Source organism: Mesorhizobium captivum, from assembly GCF_033977165.1.
GTDB lineage: Bacteria > Pseudomonadota > Alphaproteobacteria > Rhizobiales > Rhizobiaceae > Mesorhizobium > Mesorhizobium captivum.
Map to the genome: position 1 here is coordinate 63338 of NZ_JAVIJB010000009.1, position 19201 is coordinate 82538.

Consider the following 19201-nt stretch of genomic DNA (forward strand, 5'->3'; position numbering starts at 1 on the left):
CCCATGAACGAGGCAGTTCGAGATCCAGCCAAGGCGACCAATGGGCCGATCATCGAGATCGAGAACCTCTCGATCTCCTTTTTCACCCGCAAGGGCGAGATCCCGGCGGTGATGGATTTTTCCTGCACGGTCATGCCCGGCGAGGCGATGGGCATCGTCGGCGAATCCGGCTGCGGCAAGTCGACGGTGTCGCTCGGCATCATGCGCGACCTCTCCAACATCGGAAAGATCGTCGGCGGCAAGATCAAGTTCCAGGGCAAGGATATGGGCGAATTGTCCGAGGAGGAGCTTCGCGCCATCCGCGGCAACAAGATCGCCATGATCTACCAGGAGCCGATGGCGAGCCTCAATCCGGCGATGAAGATCGGCCAGCAATTGATGGAAGTGCCGCTGATCCACGACAAGGTGTCGAAGGACGAGGCTTACAAAAGGGCGCTCGACATGGTGCGGGCGGTGAAGCTGCCCGATCCGGAGCGCATGATGCGCTCCTATCCGCACCAGCTTTCCGGCGGCCAGCAGCAGCGCATCGTCATCGCCATGGCGCTGCTGTCGAAGCCGGCGCTGCTTCTGCTTGACGAGCCGACGACGGCGCTCGACGTCACCGTCGAGGCCGGCATCGTCGAACTGGTCAAGGGGCTGGGCGAGAAGTTCGGCACCTCGATGATCTTCGTATCGCACAATCTGGGCCTCATCCTCGAGACTTGCGACAAGATCACGGTGATGTATTCCGGCGAGGCGGTCGAGACCGGCAAGATCGAGGACGTCTTCGACCGCATGCGCCATCCCTATACGCAAGGGTTGTTCCGTTCGATCCCGCTGCCCGGCGCCGACAAGAATTCGCGGCCGCTGATCTCCATTCCGGGGCAATTGCCGCTGCCGCATGAACGGCCCAGAGGCTGCAATTTCGGCCCGCGCTGCCACCATTTCGTCGAGGGCGTCTGCAACGCCGCCGAAATCCCGATGATCCCGGTCGAGGGGCACGAGGGTCATTTCTCGCGCTGCGTGCGCTTCAACGAGATCGACTGGGAAGCGCTGCCGCCCGGCGCCAAGAAGGTCAATGAAAAGGTCGAGCCCGGCGCACCGGTGCTCAAGATCGACGATCTCAAGAAGTACTACAAGGTCGGCGGCAGCGAGGTGTTCGGCTCCAGCGAAGGCCGTGTCGTCAAGGCCAACGAGACGATCTCGTTCACCGCGCGTGAATCGGAAACGGTCGCGATCGTCGGCGAATCCGGCTGCGGGAAGTCGACGCTCGCCAAGGTGCTTCTGGGGCTCGAGACCGCAAGCTCCGGCACGGTGACGCTGGGCAACAAGGAGATCCAGTCGACCGGCATCGAGAGCCGCAATGTCGAGACCGTGTCGTCGATCCAGATGGTGTTCCAGAATCCATTCGACACGCTGAACCCCAGCCACACGGTCGGCTCGCAGATCATCCGCACGCTGGAGAAGTTCAATGTCGGCAAGACGGTCGCCGAGCGGCGCAAGCGGATGCTGGAACTGCTCGATCTGGTGAAGCTGCCGCGGGCCTTCGAGAGCCGCAAGCCGAGGCAGCTTTCTGGCGGCCAGAAGCAGCGCATCGGCGTGGCGCGCGCCTTTGCCGGCGATGCCAAGGTGGTGGTGGCCGACGAGCCGGTCTCAGCGCTCGACGTCTCGGTGCAGGCGGCGGTGACCGAGCTCTTGATGGACATCCAGCGCAAGAACAAGACGACGATGCTGTTCATCAGCCACGATTTGTCGGTGGTGCGCTACATCGCCGACCGCGTCGTCGTCATGTATCTCGGCTATATCGTCGAGCAGGGCACGACGGACCAGATCTTCTCGCCACCCTACCATCCCTATACGGAGGCGCTTCTGTCCGCGATCCCGATCGCCGACACCAGTGTGGTCAAGAAGCATATCGTGCTCGAGGGCGACATTCCGTCGGCGATGAACCCGCCGACCGGTTGTCCCTTCCAGACGCGCTGCGGCTATAAAAAGCTGGTGCCGGACAATCTGTGCGAAACCAAGGTGCCGCCGCACAAGAACCTCGGCGACGGCCATATGAGCCTGTGCTGGCTTGCCGACGACGTGCTGGCGAAGATGGAACCGGTCATCAAGTTCGACAAGCAGCACGCGGCGCATGAAGGTGTGCCGGATGACGCGCCGCATGTCGCTGGTCCGGGCTTTGCCGGTACCCCGCCGAAGCGTCCGCGCGGCAAGAAGCCGAAGCCGAATTAAGAAAGCGGGGCTGACTTCGGTTCCGCGCCGCCATCAGCTGCCGCACTGCCGCAGCTGTGCGGCGTAGTCGCGGGCCATCTGGTCGGTGGCGCGCGCGTAGTTCTGTACGCCGGCATCACCGCGATTGCCGCGGCCGTAGGCGGTCCAGCCGAGATAATAGGCAAGATAGAGGTTGTAGGTGTCGTTGCGGGCGACGCCGAACGTGTCGACGGTCTTGGAATGATACCAGCCGACGAAATCGACGGCGTCGGCAAAACGGCTGCGGCGCGCCGCCCAGTTGCCGGTCTCCATCTGATATTGCGACCAGGTGCCGTCGAGCGCCTGCGAGTAGCCGGCAGCGCTGGAGACATGCTTCCAGGGAATGAAGCCGAGCAGCTTGGTGCGCGGCGGCCGGGCGTTGCTCTTGAAGCCGGATTCCTTGCGCACAGTCGCCATCAGCACCGGAACGGGAATGCCGTATTTCTGCTCGGTGCGCTCGGCGGCGGACTGCCAATTGTCGAACCAGCCGTCATTCTGATCGAAGACGGCGCAGACATTGTTGATATGGCTAGGCGCCGTCGCGCAGGCCGAAAGCGCCAGCAGCACGGAGACAGCGACAATTTTACTAAAACTCGACCTACGCATTGGGCAACGAATAGGCGGAAATCATAAAAGGAGTCTTTCGAGCTTCCTTAACGTCGGCCAGGGCGCCTTGATCTTGGTCGTATCTATATTTCGACCAAATGCGTCGTATTTCTTTTCATCGATTTGAAAAAATGCCGCCGTGGCTAAAATCACGTCGATAAATGACGAATTCCTGACAGCTGCCACGCCATGCCGGCGCTCTGATGCGCGCATGACCGAACCAAGACGAAAACGCGGCGCCGAGCGAACCAGCAACCGGGGGCCTGCGGCCATTCCCCAACTGCCGCCGCGGCGCGTGGTCAATCCCTACCCGCCGATGGCGTTGCTGTCGCCGGACCAGATCGAGGCCATCCATCAGGCTTCGATGCATATCCTGGAAAATTTCGGCATCGAGGTGATGAGCCCGCGGGCGCTGTCACTGTTCGAGCGGGCTGGCGCCAAAGTCGATCACGGATCGATGAATGTGCGCGTCGATCGCGGCATGGTCGAGGAGGCGCTGAAGACGACGCGCTCTTCCTACACGCTGACCTCCCGCAATCCAGCCCGCGCCATCCATCTCGGCGGCAACACCATCAACTTCACGCTGGTCGCCGGGCCGCCCAATGTGCACGACATGGAACGCGGCCGCCGCGCCGGCAATCTCGCCGACTACTCGGACCTCGTGCGGCTGGCGCAGCATTTCAACTGCATCCACATGCTCGGCAATCAGGTCTGCGCGCCGATCGAGCTGGCGGCGAACTCGCGCCATCTCGACACCTATTTCGCCAATCTGACGCTGGCCGACAAATGTTTTCATGTCTCGGCGATCGGCCGGGGCAGGGCGCTGGACGGCATCGAGATGATGGCGATTTCGCGCGGGCTGACGCTGGAGCAGATGGCCGAGGATCCCGGCGTCACCACCATCATTTCGGTCAACTCGCCGCGCCGCTTCGACGAGATGATGGCCGAGGGGCTGATGACCATGGCCGAGTTCGGCCAGTCGGTGGCGGTGACGCCGTTCACGCTGATGGGGGCGATGAGCCCGGTGACGCTGGCCGGCGCGCTGGCGCAGCAGAACGCCGAGGCGCTCTTCGGTGTGGTGCTGACGCAGCTGGTGCGCCTTGGCGCGCCGGTGATGTATGGCGCCTTCACCTCCAATGTCGACATGAAGTCGGGCGCACCGGCCTTCGGCACTCCAGAAAACACGAAAGCCAACATTGCCTCCGGCCAACTGGCGCGGCGCTACAATCTGCCCTACCGCACGACGCCGGGCTCTGCCTCCAATGCCGCCGACGCGCAAGGCGCCTATGAGACATTGATGGCGCTGTGGGGCGCCGTGCTCGGTCACGGCAACCTCGTCTACCATGCCGCCGGCTGGCAGGAGGGTGGGCTGACGGCGTCGTTCGAGAAGCTCATCATCGACGTCGAGATGATGCAGCACATGATGGAATTCCTGCGGCCGATCGTGGTCGATGAAGGCGAATTGGCCGTGGAGGCGCTGGGGGCGGTGCCGACCGGCGGCCATTTCTTCGGCGAGCCGCATACGCTGGAGCGCTACGCCACGGCCTTCTACCAACCCATGCTTTCCAACTGGCAGAACTACGAGGCATGGCAGGAAGCCGGCGCGCTCGACACCACGGCACGCGCGACGCGGCTTTGGAAGAAGGCGCTGGAGGAATATGTCCAGCCGGCCATGGACCCTGCCGTGCGCGAGGCGTTGGAGGCTTACATGGCGCGGCGCAAGGAAGCGATCGGGCAGGGCGAGCCGTGATGTGCAGAGGTTTGCGCGCGTGCACCCCCCTCTGTCCTGCCGGACATCTCCCCCTCAAGGGGGGAGATTGGCTGTCACGTCTGTCTTCGCAAATCGCCAAAGTTAAAAAGATTGCTGCGGCGCTGCCGCTGCTGATCTCCCCCCTTGAGGGGGAGATGGCCGGCAGGCCAGAGGGGGGGTGGCTTGGCGCTGCCCTTTCGATTCACTTTGTCATCCAACTCACTGAAATAACGAGAAAAAGCCCATGAAGTCGCACGCAAAGGTCGTGGTCATCGGCGGGGGTGTCGTCGGATGCTCGGTGCTGTTCCATCTCGCCCGCCACGGCTGGACCGACGTCGTGCTTCTGGAGCGCGATGAGCTGACCTCCGGCTCGACCTGGCACGCGGCGGGCGGCATGCACACCATCAACGGCGACCCCAATGTCGCCAAGCTGCAGAAATACACGATCTCGCTCTATAAGGAGATCGAGGAGCTTTCTGGCCAGGCGACAGGCGTCCATCTCACCGGAGGCGTGCTTTTGGCGGCGACCGAGGCGCGGCTCGACTGGCTGCGCGGTGTCGTCTCCAAGGGCCGCTATCTCGGCATCGATCTCGAGGTGATCTCGGCGAAGGAAGCTGCTGAACTGATGCCGCTGCTCGACCCAAAGCAATTCGTCGGCGCGGTGCGCAACAAGGAGGATGGCCACCTCGACCCGTCGGGCGTAACGCATGCCTACGCCAAGGCCGCGCGCAAGCTCGGCGCTGAAGTCGAGCGCTTCACCAAGGTCGAGGATATCGTGCGCCGGTCCGACGGCCTGTGGCGCGTCATCACCAACAAAGGTGACGTGGTGGCCGAGCATGTCGTCAATGCCGGCGGGCTGTGGGCGCGCGAAGTCGGCCGCATGGTCGGGCTGGAACTGCCGGTGCTGGCCATGGAGCACATGTACCTGATCACCGAGGACATGCCGGAGGTTGCCGACTGGAACAAGAAGACCGGCACCGAGATCATCCACGCCGTCGATTTCGACGGCGAGCTCTACCTCCGCCAGGAGCGCGGCGGCATGCTGATGGGCACCTATGAGAAGGCCAACAAGGTCTGGTCCGAATTCCAGACTCCGTGGAACTTCGGCCATGAGCTGCTGGAACCGGACATCGATCGCATCGCGCCGTCGCTGGAGGTCGGCTTCCGCCATTTCCCGGCCTTCCAGAAGACCGGCATCAAGCAGATCATCAACGGCCCCTTCACCTTCGCGCCGGACGGCAATCCACTGGTCGGCCCGGTGCGCGGCCTGCCAGGCTTCTGGGTCGCCTGCGGCGTCATGGCAGGCTTTTCGCAGGGCGGCGGCGTTGGTCTCGCGCTCTCCAACTGGATGATCGAGGGCGATCCCGGCGCCGACATCTGGGCGATGGACGTGGCGCGCTACGGCGACTGGGCCACGATGGCCTACACCAACGCCAAGGTGCGCGAGAATTATTCGCGCCGTTTCTCGATCCGCTTCCCGAACGAGGAATTGCCCGCCGGACGTCCGCTCAAGACGACGCCGGTCTATGACGTTCTATCGGCCAAGGGCGCGCAATGGGGCGTCGCCTATGGGCTGGAGGTGCCGCTGTGGTATGCGCCCGAAGGCGTCAAGGACGAGTTCTCGTGGCGGCGCTCGAGCGATTTCGACCATGTCGCGAAGGAGGTCGCGGCCGTTCGCAACGGCGTCGGCCTGTCGGAGATTTCGAGCTTCGCCAAATACAAGGTCGCGGGCGAGGGGGCCAAGGCCTGGCTCGACCGCATGCTCGCCTGCAAACTGCCCAAGCCCGGCCGCATGACGCTGGCGCCGATGCTGAAGGAAGACGGCAAGCTGATCGGCGACTTCACGCTTGCCAATATCGGTGACGGCGAGTGGTTCATCGCCGGCTCCGGCGTCGCCGGGCAATACCACATGCGCTGGTTCGAAGCGCATCTGCCCAAGGACGGCTCGGTGCGCATCGAGGCGCTGGGGCAAAAGCTTGCCGGCCTCGCCATCGCCGGCCCAAAGGCGAGGGAGGTGCTGGCCAAAGTCAGCCGCGCCGACGTCGCCAATGCCGCGTTTCCCTTCATGGCGGTGGCTAGGATGGATATCGGCATGGCGCCTTGTCTCGTCGGCCGCGTCAGCTACACCGGCGACCTCGGCTACGAGATCTGGGTGGCGCCGGAATATCAGCGTGCCGCATACCAGGCGCTGATGGCTGCCGGCGAGGAATTCGACATCGGCCTGTTCGGCTCGCGCGCGCTCAACGCGCTCAGGCTGGAAAAGAACTACGGCTCGTGGGCGCGCGAATACCGGCCGATCTACGGACCGGCCGAGGCGGGGCTCGACCGTTTCGTCGCCTATGGCAAGGAGGCGGATTTCATCGGCAAGGAAGCGGCGCTCGCCGAGCGCAAGCAGGGCGGCAAGCTTAGGCTGCGCGCCTTCATCGTCGACGCCACCGACGCCGATGTCATCGGCGACGAGGCGATCTGGTATGACGGCGTCGTGCGCGGCTGGGTCACCTCGGGCGGCTATGCCCATAATTCGAAGAAATCGGTGGCGATGGGTTATGTACCGAAGGAGATCGCCGACGAGCCGGACGGCTTCGAGATCGAAATCCTCGGCAAGCGCCATGCGGCGCGCATTCAGCCCGCACCGCTGTTCGATGCCAATTTCGAACGGATGCGCGCCTGAACCGGGCGCGTATCCTGCTCTCAAGCCCTGGCGTTGTTGCGATTGTCCAGCGCGAAAGCGCCGGGTCCGGCAAAGATCAGATAGAGGAAGATGAAGCAGAAGGAGATCGCCGAGTCGCCGCCATTGTTGACGGGGAAGAAGTCGCGCGGCGCGTGCGCCATGAAATAGGCGATCGCCATTTCGCCGCAGAGCAGGAACGCCACCGGCCGCGTCAAGAGCCCAAGCGCCAGCAGGATGCCGCCGGCGAATTCGAGGATTCCGGCCGCTAGCGGCAGCCCGCTCAAACTGCCGGCGTGCTCGCCCACCGGGAAATTGAACAGTTTCTGAGTGCCGTGCTCGACGAACTGCAACGCGGTCATGATGCGTAGCGCAGCCAGCGCCTGCGGTTGATAGCGGGCGAGACCTTCAAAAAGCTTCATCTAAAACTCCATTTTACCCCCGGTCCGGCCATACATTATCGCCCTGCAATGGACCACTCACTTCCCATGGCCTTCCATCAACAATCAGTGGGTGGAAATGGTTTCACCCTCCCATATTTATTCTCGCCATGGTTGCAATAGTGCCGCTAAGGTTGTATCAATGTATGGATACACCAAACCACGCGAGTCCCACTGCCATGAACAAAGTCATAATCAGCCTATTCGCATTCCTTGCAGGCACGAGTTTCGCGCTGGCCGGCGACGCCGGCTGTGATGCTTTCAAATGGCCGGTCACACGCGAGCAGGCCCTGTTTCCGGCGGCGCCCGCCGCACAGTCCGGCGCTGCCCTGACGGTCGGGCAAGCGGTCGATTTCTCACTCGCAGCGGTCGACACGATCAGCTTCGATGTGCCGCCGCAACGCGCTCCGGCGGCTGGCACGTTCGGTGCGACGGCAAGCGTGACCGTACCACCTGAAGGCGAGCTCCAGTTCAGTCTGTCCGATGAGGCCTGGATCGATGTCGTGCAGGACGGCAATGCCGTGAAGTCGGCGGCTTTCAGCGGCGTGAAGACCTGCCCGGGAATTCGCAAGAGCGTGCGTTTCAAGCTTTCCGCCGGTCCTGCCACCGTTCAGCTCAGCGGCGCCAAAAAGGCCGACCTCAAAGTGGCGGTGCTGACGCCGGAGTGATGCCGGCGCCAGTTTTTCGAACGATGGGGGCCGACGATCACCGCACCGGCGCCAGCAGCGCGAAATGCGCGCCTTGCGGGTCCTGGCATTGGACGACCCACTGCGCGCTCGGCACTTCCATCGGACCCATCAGGATCTTACCGCCATTGTCGGTGACGCGTTTGGCAGCGGCGTCGATGGCATCGACGTTGAAATAGAACAGCCAGACCGGGACTAGAATCTGCGGCGGCTTGTTCATCATGCCGCCGCCGGATTCAGGGCCGGCGCCGAAGGTCTTGTAAATGCCCATCTCGCCCATGTCGAACTCGCCGGCGCTCTCCCAGCCGAACTGGCTCGAATAGAAGTCGAAGGCCGCTTTCCAGTCCGAGGTGTAGAGTTCGTGCCAGCCGATATGGCCGGGCGTGGTGGCCGGCACCGGCGGCTGCTCGGGCTGGTTGGGCTGCAGGAACATGAAGGTGGCGCCCTGCGGGTCGGCAACCACGGCGAAGCGGCCGACGCCCGGAATGTCGTCCGGCGCGCGGTGGACCGTGCCGCCTGCTTCTTGCAGCGCCTTGGTCGAGGCATCGGCATCCTTGGTGTAGATGTAACCCAGCCATGCCGGCGGCATGCCCATCTTGGCGGCATCTTCCGGCATCGTCATCAGCCCGCCGACGCCGCGTACGCTGGAATTCATCACGATGTAGCGGGGCATGCCCGGCGCCTTGTCGAAGGGCTCGGCCCTCCAACCGACGACGGCGGTGTAAAAGGCCTCGGCGGCATCGAGGTCGGTGGTCATCAGTTCGTACCAGAAGAAAGGTTGGGAATTCGGCATGGTCGGTCTCCTCACCGGTTCAGGCAGCGATCGCGGTTCGATCCATCCTAGGACGATCTCGGCGACAGAAATCCGACATCTGGGCCGCAAATCGACGGCGGCAAGGCACTTTCGTCCGCATTCTTGCGCGCTTTGTCGTTTTCGACTTCCTTGCCGTCGACAAAGGGTTGTCGATTCATGCGCCGGATATCGCCTAAGCCGGGTCTTGTTATTATAACATGACTACAATTATCATGTTTTTATCCAGCCATTACAGTGGCTTGGCCGAAAATTGACCAATTGATAAAAAAATAAAACGTGCTAGCCTTCCCCAAAACAAAACAAGGGGAATTGGAATGGCGACTGGTCATTTCATCGAAGGCATTGCCGGCGGCCGGCTGTCGGCCGAGCAATATGCCGACAATTTTTCCGACCTGCACCCACCGCTCGATCATCACGAGGCGCTGGTCGAGGCCGACCGCTGCTATTTCTGCTACGACGCTCCGTGCATGAATGCATGCCCGACCTCGATCGACATCCCGATGTTCATCCGGCAGATCGCGACCGGCAATCCGCTGGGCTCGGCCAAGACCATTTTCGACCAGAACATCCTCGGCGGCATGTGCGCCCGCGTCTGCCCGACCGAGACGCTCTGCGAAGAGGTCTGCGTGCGCGAAGTGGCGGAGGGCAAGCCGGTGCAGATCGGCCGGCTGCAGCGCTACGCGACGGACGTAGCGATGGATGAGAACAAGCAGTTCTACAAGCGCGCCGAGCCGACTGGAAAAACGGTCGCCGTGGTCGGCGCCGGGCCTTCGGGTCTCGCGGCGGCACACCGTCTCGCCCGCCATGGCCACGACGTCACCATTCTCGAGGCCCGCCCGAAAGCCGGCGGCCTCAACGAATACGGCATCGCCGCCTATAAGAGCGTCGACGATTTCGCCCAGGCGGAGGTCGACTATGTCACCTCGATCGGCGGCATCGACATCCAGAACGGCAAGGCGCTCGGCCGCGACTTCCAGCTGTCCGATTTGATCCGCAACTATGACGCGGTGTTCCTTGGCCTCGGGCTTGGCGGCGTCAATGCGCTGCGCGCCGACGGCGAGGATGCGGACGGTGTCGCCAACGCCGTCGAGTTCATCGCGGAACTCAGGCAGGCGAGCGATCTTGGCAGCCTGCCGGTCGGCCGGCGCGTCGTCGTCATCGGCGGCGGCATGACGGCGATCGACGCCGCGGTGCAGTCGAAGCTGCTCGGCGCCGAAGAGGTGACGATCTGCTACCGGCGCGGCCAGGAGCACATGAACGCCTCCGGCTTCGAGCAGGATCTGGCCGCGGCCAACGGCGTCACCATCCGCCACTGGCTGCAGCCGAAGCGCGTCATTGCCGAGAACGGCAAGGTGTCGGCCATCGAGCTCGAATATACCGCCATGAATGGCGACAAGCTCGCCGGCACCGGTGAGCGGCTTACGCTCGCCGCCGACCAGGTGTTCAAGGCGATCGGCCAGAGCTTTGTGCCGGCGCATCTCAACGGCAGCGTTGCCTCGATGGAGCTCGAGGGCGGCCGCATCAAGGTCGATGCGGAAGGCCGCACCTCGCTGGCGAAAGTCTGGGCGGGCGGCGACTGCATCTTCGGCGGCGACGACCTGACGGTCTCGGCCGTGGCTCAAGGGCGCGACGCCGCCGAGAGCATCCACCGGGCACTGACCTCTAACGGGAGGGCATGAGCATGGCAGACATCCGCAACACTTTCGTCGGCATCAAGTCGCCCAATCCGTTCTGGCTGGCCTCGGCGCCGCCGACCGACAAGGCCTATAATGTCGAGCGCGCCTTCAAAGCCGGCTGGGGCGGCGTGGTGTGGAAGACGCTCGGCGAAGAGGGGCCGCCGGTCGTCAACGTCAACGGTCCCCGCTATGGCGCGATCTGGGGCGCCGACCGCCGGCTGCTTGGCCTGAACAACATCGAGCTGATCACCGACCGCGACCTGCAGACCAATTTGCGCGAGATGAAGCAGGTCAAGATGAACTGGCCGGATCGGGCGCTGGTCGCCTCGATCATGGTGCCTTGCGAGGAGGAGAGCTGGAAGGCGATCCTGCCGCTGGTCGAAGAGACCGGCGCCGACGGCATCGAGCTCAACTTCGGCTGCCCGCACGGCATGAGCGAGCGCGGCATGGGCTCCGCCGTCGGCCAGGTGCCGGAATATATCGAGATGGTGGTGCGCTGGTGCAAGCAGTACACGCGCATGCCGGTCATCACCAAGCTCACGCCCAACATCACCGACATCCGCAAGCCTGCGAGGGCGGCGAAAGCCGGTGGCACCGACGCGGTGTCGCTGATCAACACCATCAATTCGATCACCGGCGTCGATCTCGACAGTTTCGCGCCGCAGCCGACCATCGACGGCAAGGGCTCGCATGGCGGCTATTGCGGCCCGGCGGTGAAACCTATCGCCATGAACATGGTGGCCGAGATCGCGCGCGATCCGGAAACGCATGGCCTGCCGATCTCCGGTATCGGCGGCATCACCACCTGGCGGGATGCCGCCGAATTCATGGCGCTCGGCGCCGGCAATGTGCAGGTCTGCACGGCGGCCATGACCTACGGCTTCAAGATCGTGCAGGAGATGATCGCGGGACTGGAGAACTGGATGGACGAGAAGGGCCATGCCTCGCTCTCCGACATCGTCGGCCGCGCCACGCCCAACGTCACCGACTGGCAGTATCTCAACCTCAACTATGTCGCCAAGGCGCATATCGACCAGGACGCCTGCATCAAGTGCGGCCGCTGCCACATCGCCTGCGAGGACACCTCGCACCAGGCGATTACCTCAATGGTTGACGGCCAGCGGCATTTCGAGGTGATCGAGGCCGAATGCGTCGGCTGCAACCTCTGCGTCAATGTCTGCCCGGTGGAAGGCTGCATCACCATGGAGCCGCTGGCGGCTGGTGCGATGGACCAGCGTACCGGCAAGCCGGTGTCGCCGATCTACGCCAACTGGACGACGCATCCCAACAACCCGATGGCCAAGGTGGCGGCGGAGTAGGGAACGGGCATTTTGAACGAAAAGGCGGCGCCTTCGGGCGCCGTTTTTTGTTACTCCTATTGCGGATAAAAATTATCCATGATAATAACTATCCATGAATAGGAACGGCAAACCATGAAGCTGGGAGAGGGCGTCGAAGCGGCAATCCACTGCGCGGCCATGCTTGCCGGCGTCGACGGCAACAGCACCATGTCGGGCGCCGCCATGGCCGAGGCCTTCGGCCTGTCGCCGAGCTACCTCTTGAAACACCTCAATCAGCTTACGGCGGCTCGCATCCTGGAATCGGTGCCTGGACCTGCCGGCGGCTACCGGCTGGCGCGGGCTGCCGAGCGCATCACGCTGCTCGACATCGTGCTCGCGGTCGAAGGCAGAGAGCCTGCCTTTCGCTGCGGCGAGATCCGCCAGCGCGGACCGATCAAGCTCGACGCCTCGGCCTATGTGAAGCCGTGCGGCATCAACACCGCGATGCTGAAGGCCGAGCGCGCCTATCGCGCGGCGCTTGCCGAGACGAAGCTCTCCGACATCGTGGCGAACTACGCCGCGGAAGGCGATCCCCGTTCGATCGCGGCAAGCTGCGCCTTCGTCGAGCGTCACCAGCGGCCGCAGAAATCCGCTTCATCCAAGCAGATCTAGACCCACCTCTAAACCCACCCAAAAACCTGGAAGGAAAGACGATGAAACAGAGGCTGCAGTTCTTCGCCAAGGCGCCTGAAATCATGAAGGCGGTGATGGCGCTCGACAAGGCCGTCGAGGAGTGCGGGCTCGAGGCAAGCCTGATGCATCTCGTCAAGCTCAGGGCCTCGCAGATCAATGGCTGCTCCTATTGCGTCGAAATGCACAGCCGCGAGGCAAGGCGCGATGGCGAGACCGAGACCCGACTCTATCTGGTCGCGGCCTGGAAGGAATCGCCGCTGTTTTCCGAGCGCGAGCGCGCCGCGCTCGCCTGGACCGAGAAGGTGACGAACATCTCCGACAATGGCATTCCTGACGATCTCTACGCGAGCACGCTGGCGCATTTCTCGGAGGAGGAGCTGGTCAAGTTGACGGTGGCGGTCGGCATGATCAACACCTGGAACCGGCTCTGCGTGTCGTTCCACGCCATCCATCCGATGCCGGCCGCGAAGGCTGCTTAAACAGTAGTAAGGCGCGTCGACCGCGAACCAGTCGACGCGTCTTTCCACGGGAGATCGACAGAAAGTTCCCAAATCCCGGGAACGACTTTTGCTGCAATTGTCGCCCGCTTATTAATCGCGCTGTCGCGATTGTCCTGTATGTGAAAAGGGGTGCAGGTTCGCCGTCGGAGCGTTCATGGAGCAGAGCTGGACCGGTTTCTGGGCAGGCGTTTCGGAGGCCTTCCATCAGGCGCTGTCTCCGTTCCGGGCAATCGCCGAAGCCTTCGGCCGCCATCCGAGCGACATGCAGATATGGTGCTTCCTGTGCGGTGTCTTCTTCATGGCGATCATCGCCATGCAAAGCTATGGCGACATCGTGCTCAGGCGGCGCGGCGCCGTTGCCAGCGGCAAGGTGGTCGGTATCGACAAGTCCAGTGACGGCCCGGACACACCGATCATCGAGTTCGCCGACCGGCTGGGCAAAACCTGGCGGTTCAGTTCCTATTTGCCGGTCAACGGAACGACCGGGTCGATCGGCGCAGCGGTCGAAGTGATGTATGACCCTCACCACCCGAAGCGGGCGCGTGAAGTGGGCCGCCCGCTCATGAAGATGGTCCACCTGGTTGTCTGGTATGCGATCGTTGCCGGACTGATGGCGCTCGCCTTCTGGCCCGGCCTGATCTCCGACTGAGCTATTCGCCGCTCACGCTGCGAAGCGCAGGCCGCCGTCGCAGGTCAGCACCTGGCCCGTCATGAAGCCGTTGGAAACCAGGAAGGCTATTGCCGCAGCGACATCTTCGGCGCGGCCGATGCGGCCCACCGGCGTCTTGCCGGCATATTCGGCAAAGACCGCCTGCCGCTGTTCGTCCGGCAAAAAGTCCCACCAGGGCGTATCGATGACACCGGGCGCTACGACATTGACGCGCAGCGGCTTCAGCTCGACGGCGAGGATCGGCGCCACGGTCAGGAGCATGCCGTTGATGGCGCCGATGCCGGCGATGCCTGGTGCGGCGAGCTGCGCCGAGACTGCCGAAATGAATGTGACCGATCCGGCTTTGTTCAAAGTCGGCAGGGCCGCCTGCAAACAGGACAATTGCGGCCGGATCTTCTCGTCGACGCCGCTGCCGATGTCGGCAAGGTCGAGGGTCGCGAACGGCCCAAGCCCCTTGCCGCCGCTGGCGGCCAGAACGAGATGATCGAACGGTCCGAGGGCTTCGAAGAAATGCCGGACCTCTTCCGGCTTACTCGCATCGAAAGCGGCCTTGCCGACAGTGCCGCCAAGGCTCTTCCACGCGTTCTTCAGCTTCTCCTCGTTGCGGCCAGTGATCGTCACTTTCATCGTGGGGCTGACCAGCCGTTTAGCGGTGGCAAGGCCGATGCCGGACGTGCCGCCAATGATCACACAGTGTTCGATGTTCTCGCTCATGAATGCTGTTCCCTGGATGTCGAGGATTGGTGCCCGGTCAGTTCGAGGCTCAAGGTTCGCAGCCGACGGCGGGCCTTTTCGTCATAGGCCTGGGCATCGGCGCGCGATTCCCGCTGGCCGTCGAAATAGAGGCCGCTGCGCCCTTCGAGCGCCGGCGACGCCGCGAGGTTGAGGATGGCGTCGGCGCCGGTCTCAACGGAGCTCCATGGCGTGACGCCCGCCTGCCTGACCATGGTGGTGTCCATGTAGCTTGCCGGATGGAGCGCATTGACGGTGATGCCGGTGCCTTTGAGCTGCTCGGCCAGATCGATGGTGAACAGGATCTGCGCCAGCTTGCTCTGGCAGTAGGCACGCACGCCGCTATAGCCTTGGGTCAGCATGACATCGTCGAAGTCGATCGCCTGCTGGCCGGCCGAGGCGACATTGACGATGCGCGCCGGCGCGCTTTTCTTGAGCAGGGGCAGCAACTCAGACGTCAGCAGGAAGCCGGCGAGATAATTGACGGCGAAGCGCAGCTCATAGCCGTCGGCGCTCACCTGCCTTTTTGCACCCTGGCCGCCGGTGCCGACGCCGGCATTGTTGATCAAGATGTCGAGCCGGTCAGTCCATGCTCGCACGGCTTCGGCGAGGCGGCTCACTTCGGCAAGCGAACCGAGGTCGGCGGCAAGAAATTCGGCCTTGCCGCCCTTTGCCTCGATGGCGGCGACTGTTGCCTTGCCGCGGCCTTCGTCGCGGCCATGCACCAGCACGCGGGCGCCGGTGGCCCCGAGCCTTTCGGCGACCACGCGGCCAACGCCATCGGTCGAGCCGGTGACGAAAATGGTTTTGTTCTTGAGTTCCATGTTCAGAGCCTCCTTACGCTGCTCTGAACGAGAAGATGGGGCGCGGCACGCGCCCCAAACAGTTCAAACTTTATCCTGGTATCAATACTGCTATAATAATCTCATGGATGCCGTGACCCATTCCCCTGAGGACAGCCGCCGTCGTGAGCTCGGCGCCTTCCTGCGCTCGCGCCGCGAAAGGCTGTCGCCCGCGGACATTGGTATTGCCACCGGCGCCAGGCGGCGCACGCCAGGGCTGAGGCGCGAGGAAGTGGCGATGATCGCCGGCGTCGGCACCACCTGGTACACCTGGCTGGAGCAGGGCAGGGACGTGCGGCCCTCGGTGGAAGTGCTGACCGCGCTCTCGGAGGCGTTGCGCCTCGACGCTGTCGAGAAGCGGCATCTGTTCATCCTTGCCGGCCGCCAGCAGCCCGAGCGTCGTGTGGCGGCGCCCGAAAAGATCGATGGGACGCTGCTGCATATGCTGCAAAGCCTTGTCCTGCAGCCGGCCTATGTGGTTGGCCGGCGCTGGGACGTGCTGGCCTGGAACGATGCAGCCGCGGCCGTGTTCGGCGACTATGGCCTGCTGGAGGGCGACGCCCGCAACATCGTCCATCTGGTGTTCACCAGCCCGCACCACCGCCGGCTGCTCGTCGACTGGGAAGAACTCGCCCGCGTGGTGCTCGCTTCGTTTCGCGCCGAGAGCGCCAAATATGTCGGCGATCCGGATTTCGAGCGATTGATTGCGCTCATGATGCGCTCAAGCCCGGAGTTCCGCGATTGGTGGCCGCGGCGAGATGTGGCGCGGAGGCTGACGGGGATTAAGCATGTGCGCCATCCCACCGCCGGTGCGATGGCCTTCGAGCATATGAGCCTGTCGATCGACGACGGTTCGGACATGCGGCTGATCGTCTACACGCCGCTTGCCGAGCAGAACTCGATCGCCAAGCTCAAGCAGCTGCTCGAAGCGCAGCCGGCCGAGCGGCGCAGCGCGTGAGGTTGGTTGGTCGCGGGCCCATCAGCTTCGTCATCCACGGGCGGAGCAAGGAGCGTAGCGACGCAGCGCAGACCCGAGGATCCATTCCGTGACCTCGTAGCGCCGTTACCGTCCAGAATTCTGCACGGCTGCACCCCACGGCAAAGGTAACGGAATGGATCCTCGGGTCTCCGCGTCCGCTACGCTCCTTGCTCCGCCCGTGGATGACGAAACATCGAGCGTCTCGGCCAATCGCCGAGGTCAGCAACAGCCAAACGAGTGGAAAGCTGATCCCGTCCGTTTGCCATTTTGCCGAGTTGCTAGCCCTTCGGCTTCAGCCCGTCGAGGAACAGTTGCTCGAGGAACCGGGCGGCGTCCTCGAAACGCCCATCGCCGCCGCGGTCGGGACCGAGCACGGCGCGAACCTGCACATCGAAATCGGCATAATGCTGTGTTGTCGCCCAGATCGAGAAGATCAGGTGCCAGGGATCGGTGCGGGCGATCTTGCCGGCGCGCATCCAGCCCTTGATGACGGTGGCCTTCTCGTCGACCAGCGTCTTCAACTCACCCTTGAGCATCGGCATGATGCGCGGCGCGCCCTGCAGGATCTCGTTGGCGAAAAGCCGGCTTTCGCGCGGGAAGTCGCGCGCCATTTCGAGTTTGCGGCGAATGTAGCTTCTGAGCTCGGTCATCGGATCGCCGATGTCGTCGAGTTCCCGCAGCGGCGCCAGCCAGGTGTCGAGCAGCCGCTGCATCAACGTCTCGTGAATGTCTTCCTTGCGGCGGAAGTAATAGAGAAGGTTCGGCTTCGACATGCCGGCGGCTTCGGCGATCTGGTCGATGGTCGAGCCGCGAAAGCCGTTGGCGGAGAAGACTTCGAGCGCGGCTTCCAGGATGAGCTCGCGCTTTTCCTGCTGGATGCGGGTGCGGCGTGGAGCTGAGCCTTCCATCGTGTCCGTCATCCTTGCCGGTCGCTGGAGCAATTCCAGGAAAACTGCGCAGCGGTTTTCTGCCCGGAATAGCGTAAAAACAAAAAGTTGGAGCAGGCCGGCGGTTCTATCAGACGCTGAACTGCTCTGGCGTGCGGGCTTTCTGGACCAATTCTCTGGACCAGTTTTTCTCTGAGCCGTGGAGCGCGCATTTGATGCCGCATTTCCGCTAGTAGTCCCTTGACCGCCGACAGGGCGGTGCTAACGTTTGTCCAATCGGTCAAAAATTTGCGTAGCACGAAAACGCAGCGAAGACCAAGCCTTGGGAAGACCAAGCGTTAGCGCACCGAAACAGGTTACAAGGGGAAATCTTGGTCATGTCCAACCGGCTGAAAGTCACGCCGAACGATCTCAGCGCATTCTGGATGCCGTTCACGGCAAACCGGCAGTTCAAGCAGGCGCCGCGCATGTTCGTGTCCGCCAAGGACATGCACTACACGACGAGCGACGGCCGCAAGGTGCTCGACGGCACCGCCGGCCTCTGGTGCGTGAACGCCGGCCACTGCCGGCCGAAGATCACCGAAGCGATCCAGAGCCAGGCGGCCGAGCTCGACTATGCGCCGGCCTTCCAGATGGGCCACCCGATCGTGTTCGAGCTGGCGAACCGCCTGGTCGACATCGCGCCGAAGGGCATGGACCACGTCTTCTTCACCAATTCCGGCTCGGAATCGGTCGAGACCGCGCTGAAGATGGCGATCGCCTATCATCGCGTCCGCGGCGAGGGCTCGCGCACCCGCCTGATCGGCCGCGAGCGCGGCTATCATGGCGTCAATTTCGGCGGCATCTCGGTTGGCGGCATCGTCAGCAACCGCAAGATGTTCGGCACGCTGCTCGGCGGCGTCGACCATCTGCCGCACACTCATCTGCCGGAGAAGAACGCCTTCTCGAAGGGCGTGCCGGAGCATGGCGCGGAACTGGCGAACGAACTCGAGCGCCTCGTGACCTTGCATGACGCTTCGACCATCGCGGCCGTCATCGTCGAGCCGGTCGCGGGCTCGACTGGCGTTATCCTGCCGCCGAAGGGCTATTTGCAGAAACTTCGGGAAATCTGCACCAAGCACGGCATATTGTTGATTTTTGATGAAGTGATCACCGGTTTCGGCCGCCTCGGCGCGCCGTTCGCAGCGGACTATTTCGGCGTCACGCCCGATATCATGACCACGGCAAAGGGCGTCTCCAACGGCGTCATCCCGATGGGCGCAGTGTTCGTCAAGAAGGAGATCCACGACGCCTTCATGACCGGCCCGGAGCACATGATCGAGTTCTTCCACGGCTACACCTATTCGGGTAACCCGATCGCCTGCGCCGCGGCCCTGGGCACTGTAGACACCTACAAGGAAGAAGGCCTGCTCACGCGCGGCGAGGAGCTTGCGCCTTACTGGGAAGACGCGCTTCATTCGCTGAAGGGCGAGCCGCATGTCATCGACATCCGCAACATCGGCCTGATCGGCGCGATCGAGCTGGCGCCGATCGCCGGAAGCCCGACCAAGCGGGCGTTCTCGGCCTTCGTCAAGGCGTTCGAGCGCGGCGCGCTGATCCGCACCACCGGTGACATCATCGCGCTGTCGCCGCCGTTGATCATCACCAAGGGCCAAATCAACGAACTGATCGACCATGTCAGGGACGTTCTGCGCTCGATAGACTAAACTGCTTCGACCGGTCGGGCGGCGTCGGGAACCGCCGCCC

18 protein-coding genes are annotated in these 19201 nt (G+C 63.3%); 11 read left to right on the forward strand and 7 right to left on the reverse strand.

All coding sequences use genetic code 11. The annotated features are described in order from the left end of the window. Positions 1-3 precede the first annotated feature (3 nt). Positions 4-2214, forward strand: coding sequence for an ABC transporter ATP-binding protein (locus RFM40_RS10355; RefSeq protein WP_320225383.1), 2211 nt, complete (start codon positions 4-6; stop codon positions 2212-2214). 33 nt (positions 2215-2247) lie between these two features. Here the strand turns inward: RFM40_RS10355 and RFM40_RS10360 are convergent, their stop codons facing one another. Both RFM40_RS10360 and RFM40_RS10365 read right to left on the reverse strand, forming a co-directional pair. Further along, positions 2248-2838 carry a transglycosylase SLT domain-containing protein gene (locus tag RFM40_RS10360; RefSeq protein WP_126099198.1) on the reverse strand — a complete coding sequence of 197 codons (591 nt, stop codon included), beginning with the start codon at positions 2836-2838 and terminating at the stop codon, positions 2248-2250. 21 nt (positions 2839-2859) lie between these two features. Beyond that, positions 2860-3141 (reverse strand): hypothetical protein, encoded by a 282-nt coding sequence (locus RFM40_RS10365; protein ID WP_320225477.1) that lies wholly within the window; start codon positions 3139-3141, stop codon positions 2860-2862. Here RFM40_RS10365 and RFM40_RS10370 point away from each other — a divergent pair. Then, positions 3050-4588 (forward strand): trimethylamine methyltransferase family protein, encoded by a 1539-nt coding sequence (locus RFM40_RS10370; RefSeq protein ID WP_320225384.1) that lies wholly within the window; start codon positions 3050-3052, stop codon positions 4586-4588. The two genes, RFM40_RS10365 and RFM40_RS10370, sit on opposite strands and share 92 nt — an antisense overlap. 244 nt (positions 4589-4832) lie before the next feature. After that, entirely contained in the window at positions 4833-7259 is a 2427-nt protein-coding gene (locus tag RFM40_RS10375) for a GcvT family protein (RefSeq protein ID WP_320277495.1), read from the forward strand. A 20-nt stretch (positions 7260-7279) separates the two neighbouring features. On the opposite strand, the gene RFM40_RS10380 is transcribed toward RFM40_RS10375, so the two are convergent. Then, positions 7280-7678: a DoxX family protein gene (locus RFM40_RS10380; protein WP_320277496.1), complete on the reverse strand. Its 399-nt coding sequence runs from the start codon at positions 7676-7678 to the stop codon at positions 7280-7282. A 197-nt stretch (positions 7679-7875) separates the two neighbouring features. On the opposite strand from RFM40_RS10380, the gene RFM40_RS10385 reads away from it, so the two are divergent. Then, positions 7876-8364: a hypothetical protein gene (locus RFM40_RS10385; protein ID WP_320272245.1), complete on the forward strand. Its 489-nt coding sequence runs from the start codon at positions 7876-7878 to the stop codon at positions 8362-8364. Between the two features lie 37 nt (positions 8365-8401). Here RFM40_RS10385 and RFM40_RS10390 read toward each other — a convergent pair whose 3' ends face one another. Continuing rightward, on the reverse strand, positions 8402-9175 hold the full coding sequence (locus tag RFM40_RS10390) for a VOC family protein (RefSeq protein WP_320277497.1): 774 nt from the start codon (positions 9173-9175) through the stop codon (positions 8402-8404). 335 nt (positions 9176-9510) lie between these two features. Here RFM40_RS10390 and RFM40_RS10395 point away from each other — a divergent pair, with 335 nt between their 5' ends. From RFM40_RS10395 to RFM40_RS10415, 5 genes are all read left to right on the forward strand, one after another. After that, complete coding sequence (locus RFM40_RS10395) at positions 9511-10875, forward strand: NAD(P)-dependent oxidoreductase (protein WP_320225389.1); 1365 nt, start codon at positions 9511-9513, stop codon at positions 10873-10875. 2 nt (positions 10876-10877) lie between these two features. Next, a complete protein-coding gene (gene preA / locus RFM40_RS10400) occupies positions 10878-12191 on the forward strand; it encodes an NAD-dependent dihydropyrimidine dehydrogenase subunit PreA (protein ID WP_320225390.1) in 1314 nt (437 codons plus the stop codon). 114 nt (positions 12192-12305) lie between these two features. Next, a complete protein-coding gene (locus RFM40_RS10405; RefSeq protein ID WP_320225391.1) occupies positions 12306-12824 on the forward strand; it encodes an RrF2 family transcriptional regulator in 519 nt (172 codons plus the stop codon). A gap of 41 nt (positions 12825-12865) precedes the next feature. After that, a complete protein-coding gene (locus RFM40_RS10410; protein WP_320277498.1) occupies positions 12866-13324 on the forward strand; it encodes a carboxymuconolactone decarboxylase family protein in 459 nt (152 codons plus the stop codon). 175 nt (positions 13325-13499) lie between these two features. Continuing rightward, entirely contained in the window at positions 13500-13994 is a 495-nt protein-coding gene (locus RFM40_RS10415; RefSeq protein WP_320272242.1) for a DUF3592 domain-containing protein, read from the forward strand. A gap of 12 nt (positions 13995-14006) precedes the next feature. On the opposite strand, the gene RFM40_RS10420 is transcribed toward RFM40_RS10415, so the two are convergent. Both RFM40_RS10420 and RFM40_RS10425 read right to left on the reverse strand, forming a co-directional pair. Further along, entirely contained in the window at positions 14007-14729 is a 723-nt protein-coding gene (locus RFM40_RS10420) for an SDR family oxidoreductase (RefSeq protein ID WP_320225394.1), read from the reverse strand. Then, positions 14726-15571, reverse strand: a complete 846-nt coding sequence (locus tag RFM40_RS10425; RefSeq protein ID WP_320225395.1) for an SDR family NAD(P)-dependent oxidoreductase — start codon at positions 15569-15571, stop codon at positions 14726-14728. Before RFM40_RS10425 ends, RFM40_RS10420 begins: the two co-directional genes overlap by 4 nt. 103 nt (positions 15572-15674) lie before the next feature. Here RFM40_RS10425 and RFM40_RS10430 point away from each other — a divergent pair, with 103 nt between their 5' ends. After that, positions 15675-16547: a helix-turn-helix transcriptional regulator gene (locus RFM40_RS10430; protein ID WP_320225396.1), complete on the forward strand. Its 873-nt coding sequence runs from the start codon at positions 15675-15677 to the stop codon at positions 16545-16547. A gap of 299 nt (positions 16548-16846) precedes the next feature. On the opposite strand, the gene RFM40_RS10435 is transcribed toward RFM40_RS10430, so the two are convergent. After that, complete coding sequence (locus RFM40_RS10435; protein WP_320225471.1) at positions 16847-17476, reverse strand: TetR family transcriptional regulator C-terminal domain-containing protein; 630 nt, start codon at positions 17474-17476, stop codon at positions 16847-16849. A 356-nt stretch (positions 17477-17832) separates the two neighbouring features. Between RFM40_RS10435 and aptA the strand changes: the two genes are divergently transcribed. Continuing rightward, positions 17833-19161, forward strand: a complete 1329-nt coding sequence (gene aptA / locus RFM40_RS10440) for an omega-aminotransferase AptA (protein ID WP_320225397.1) — start codon at positions 17833-17835, stop codon at positions 19159-19161. The last annotated feature ends 40 nt before the right edge of the window (positions 19162-19201 follow it).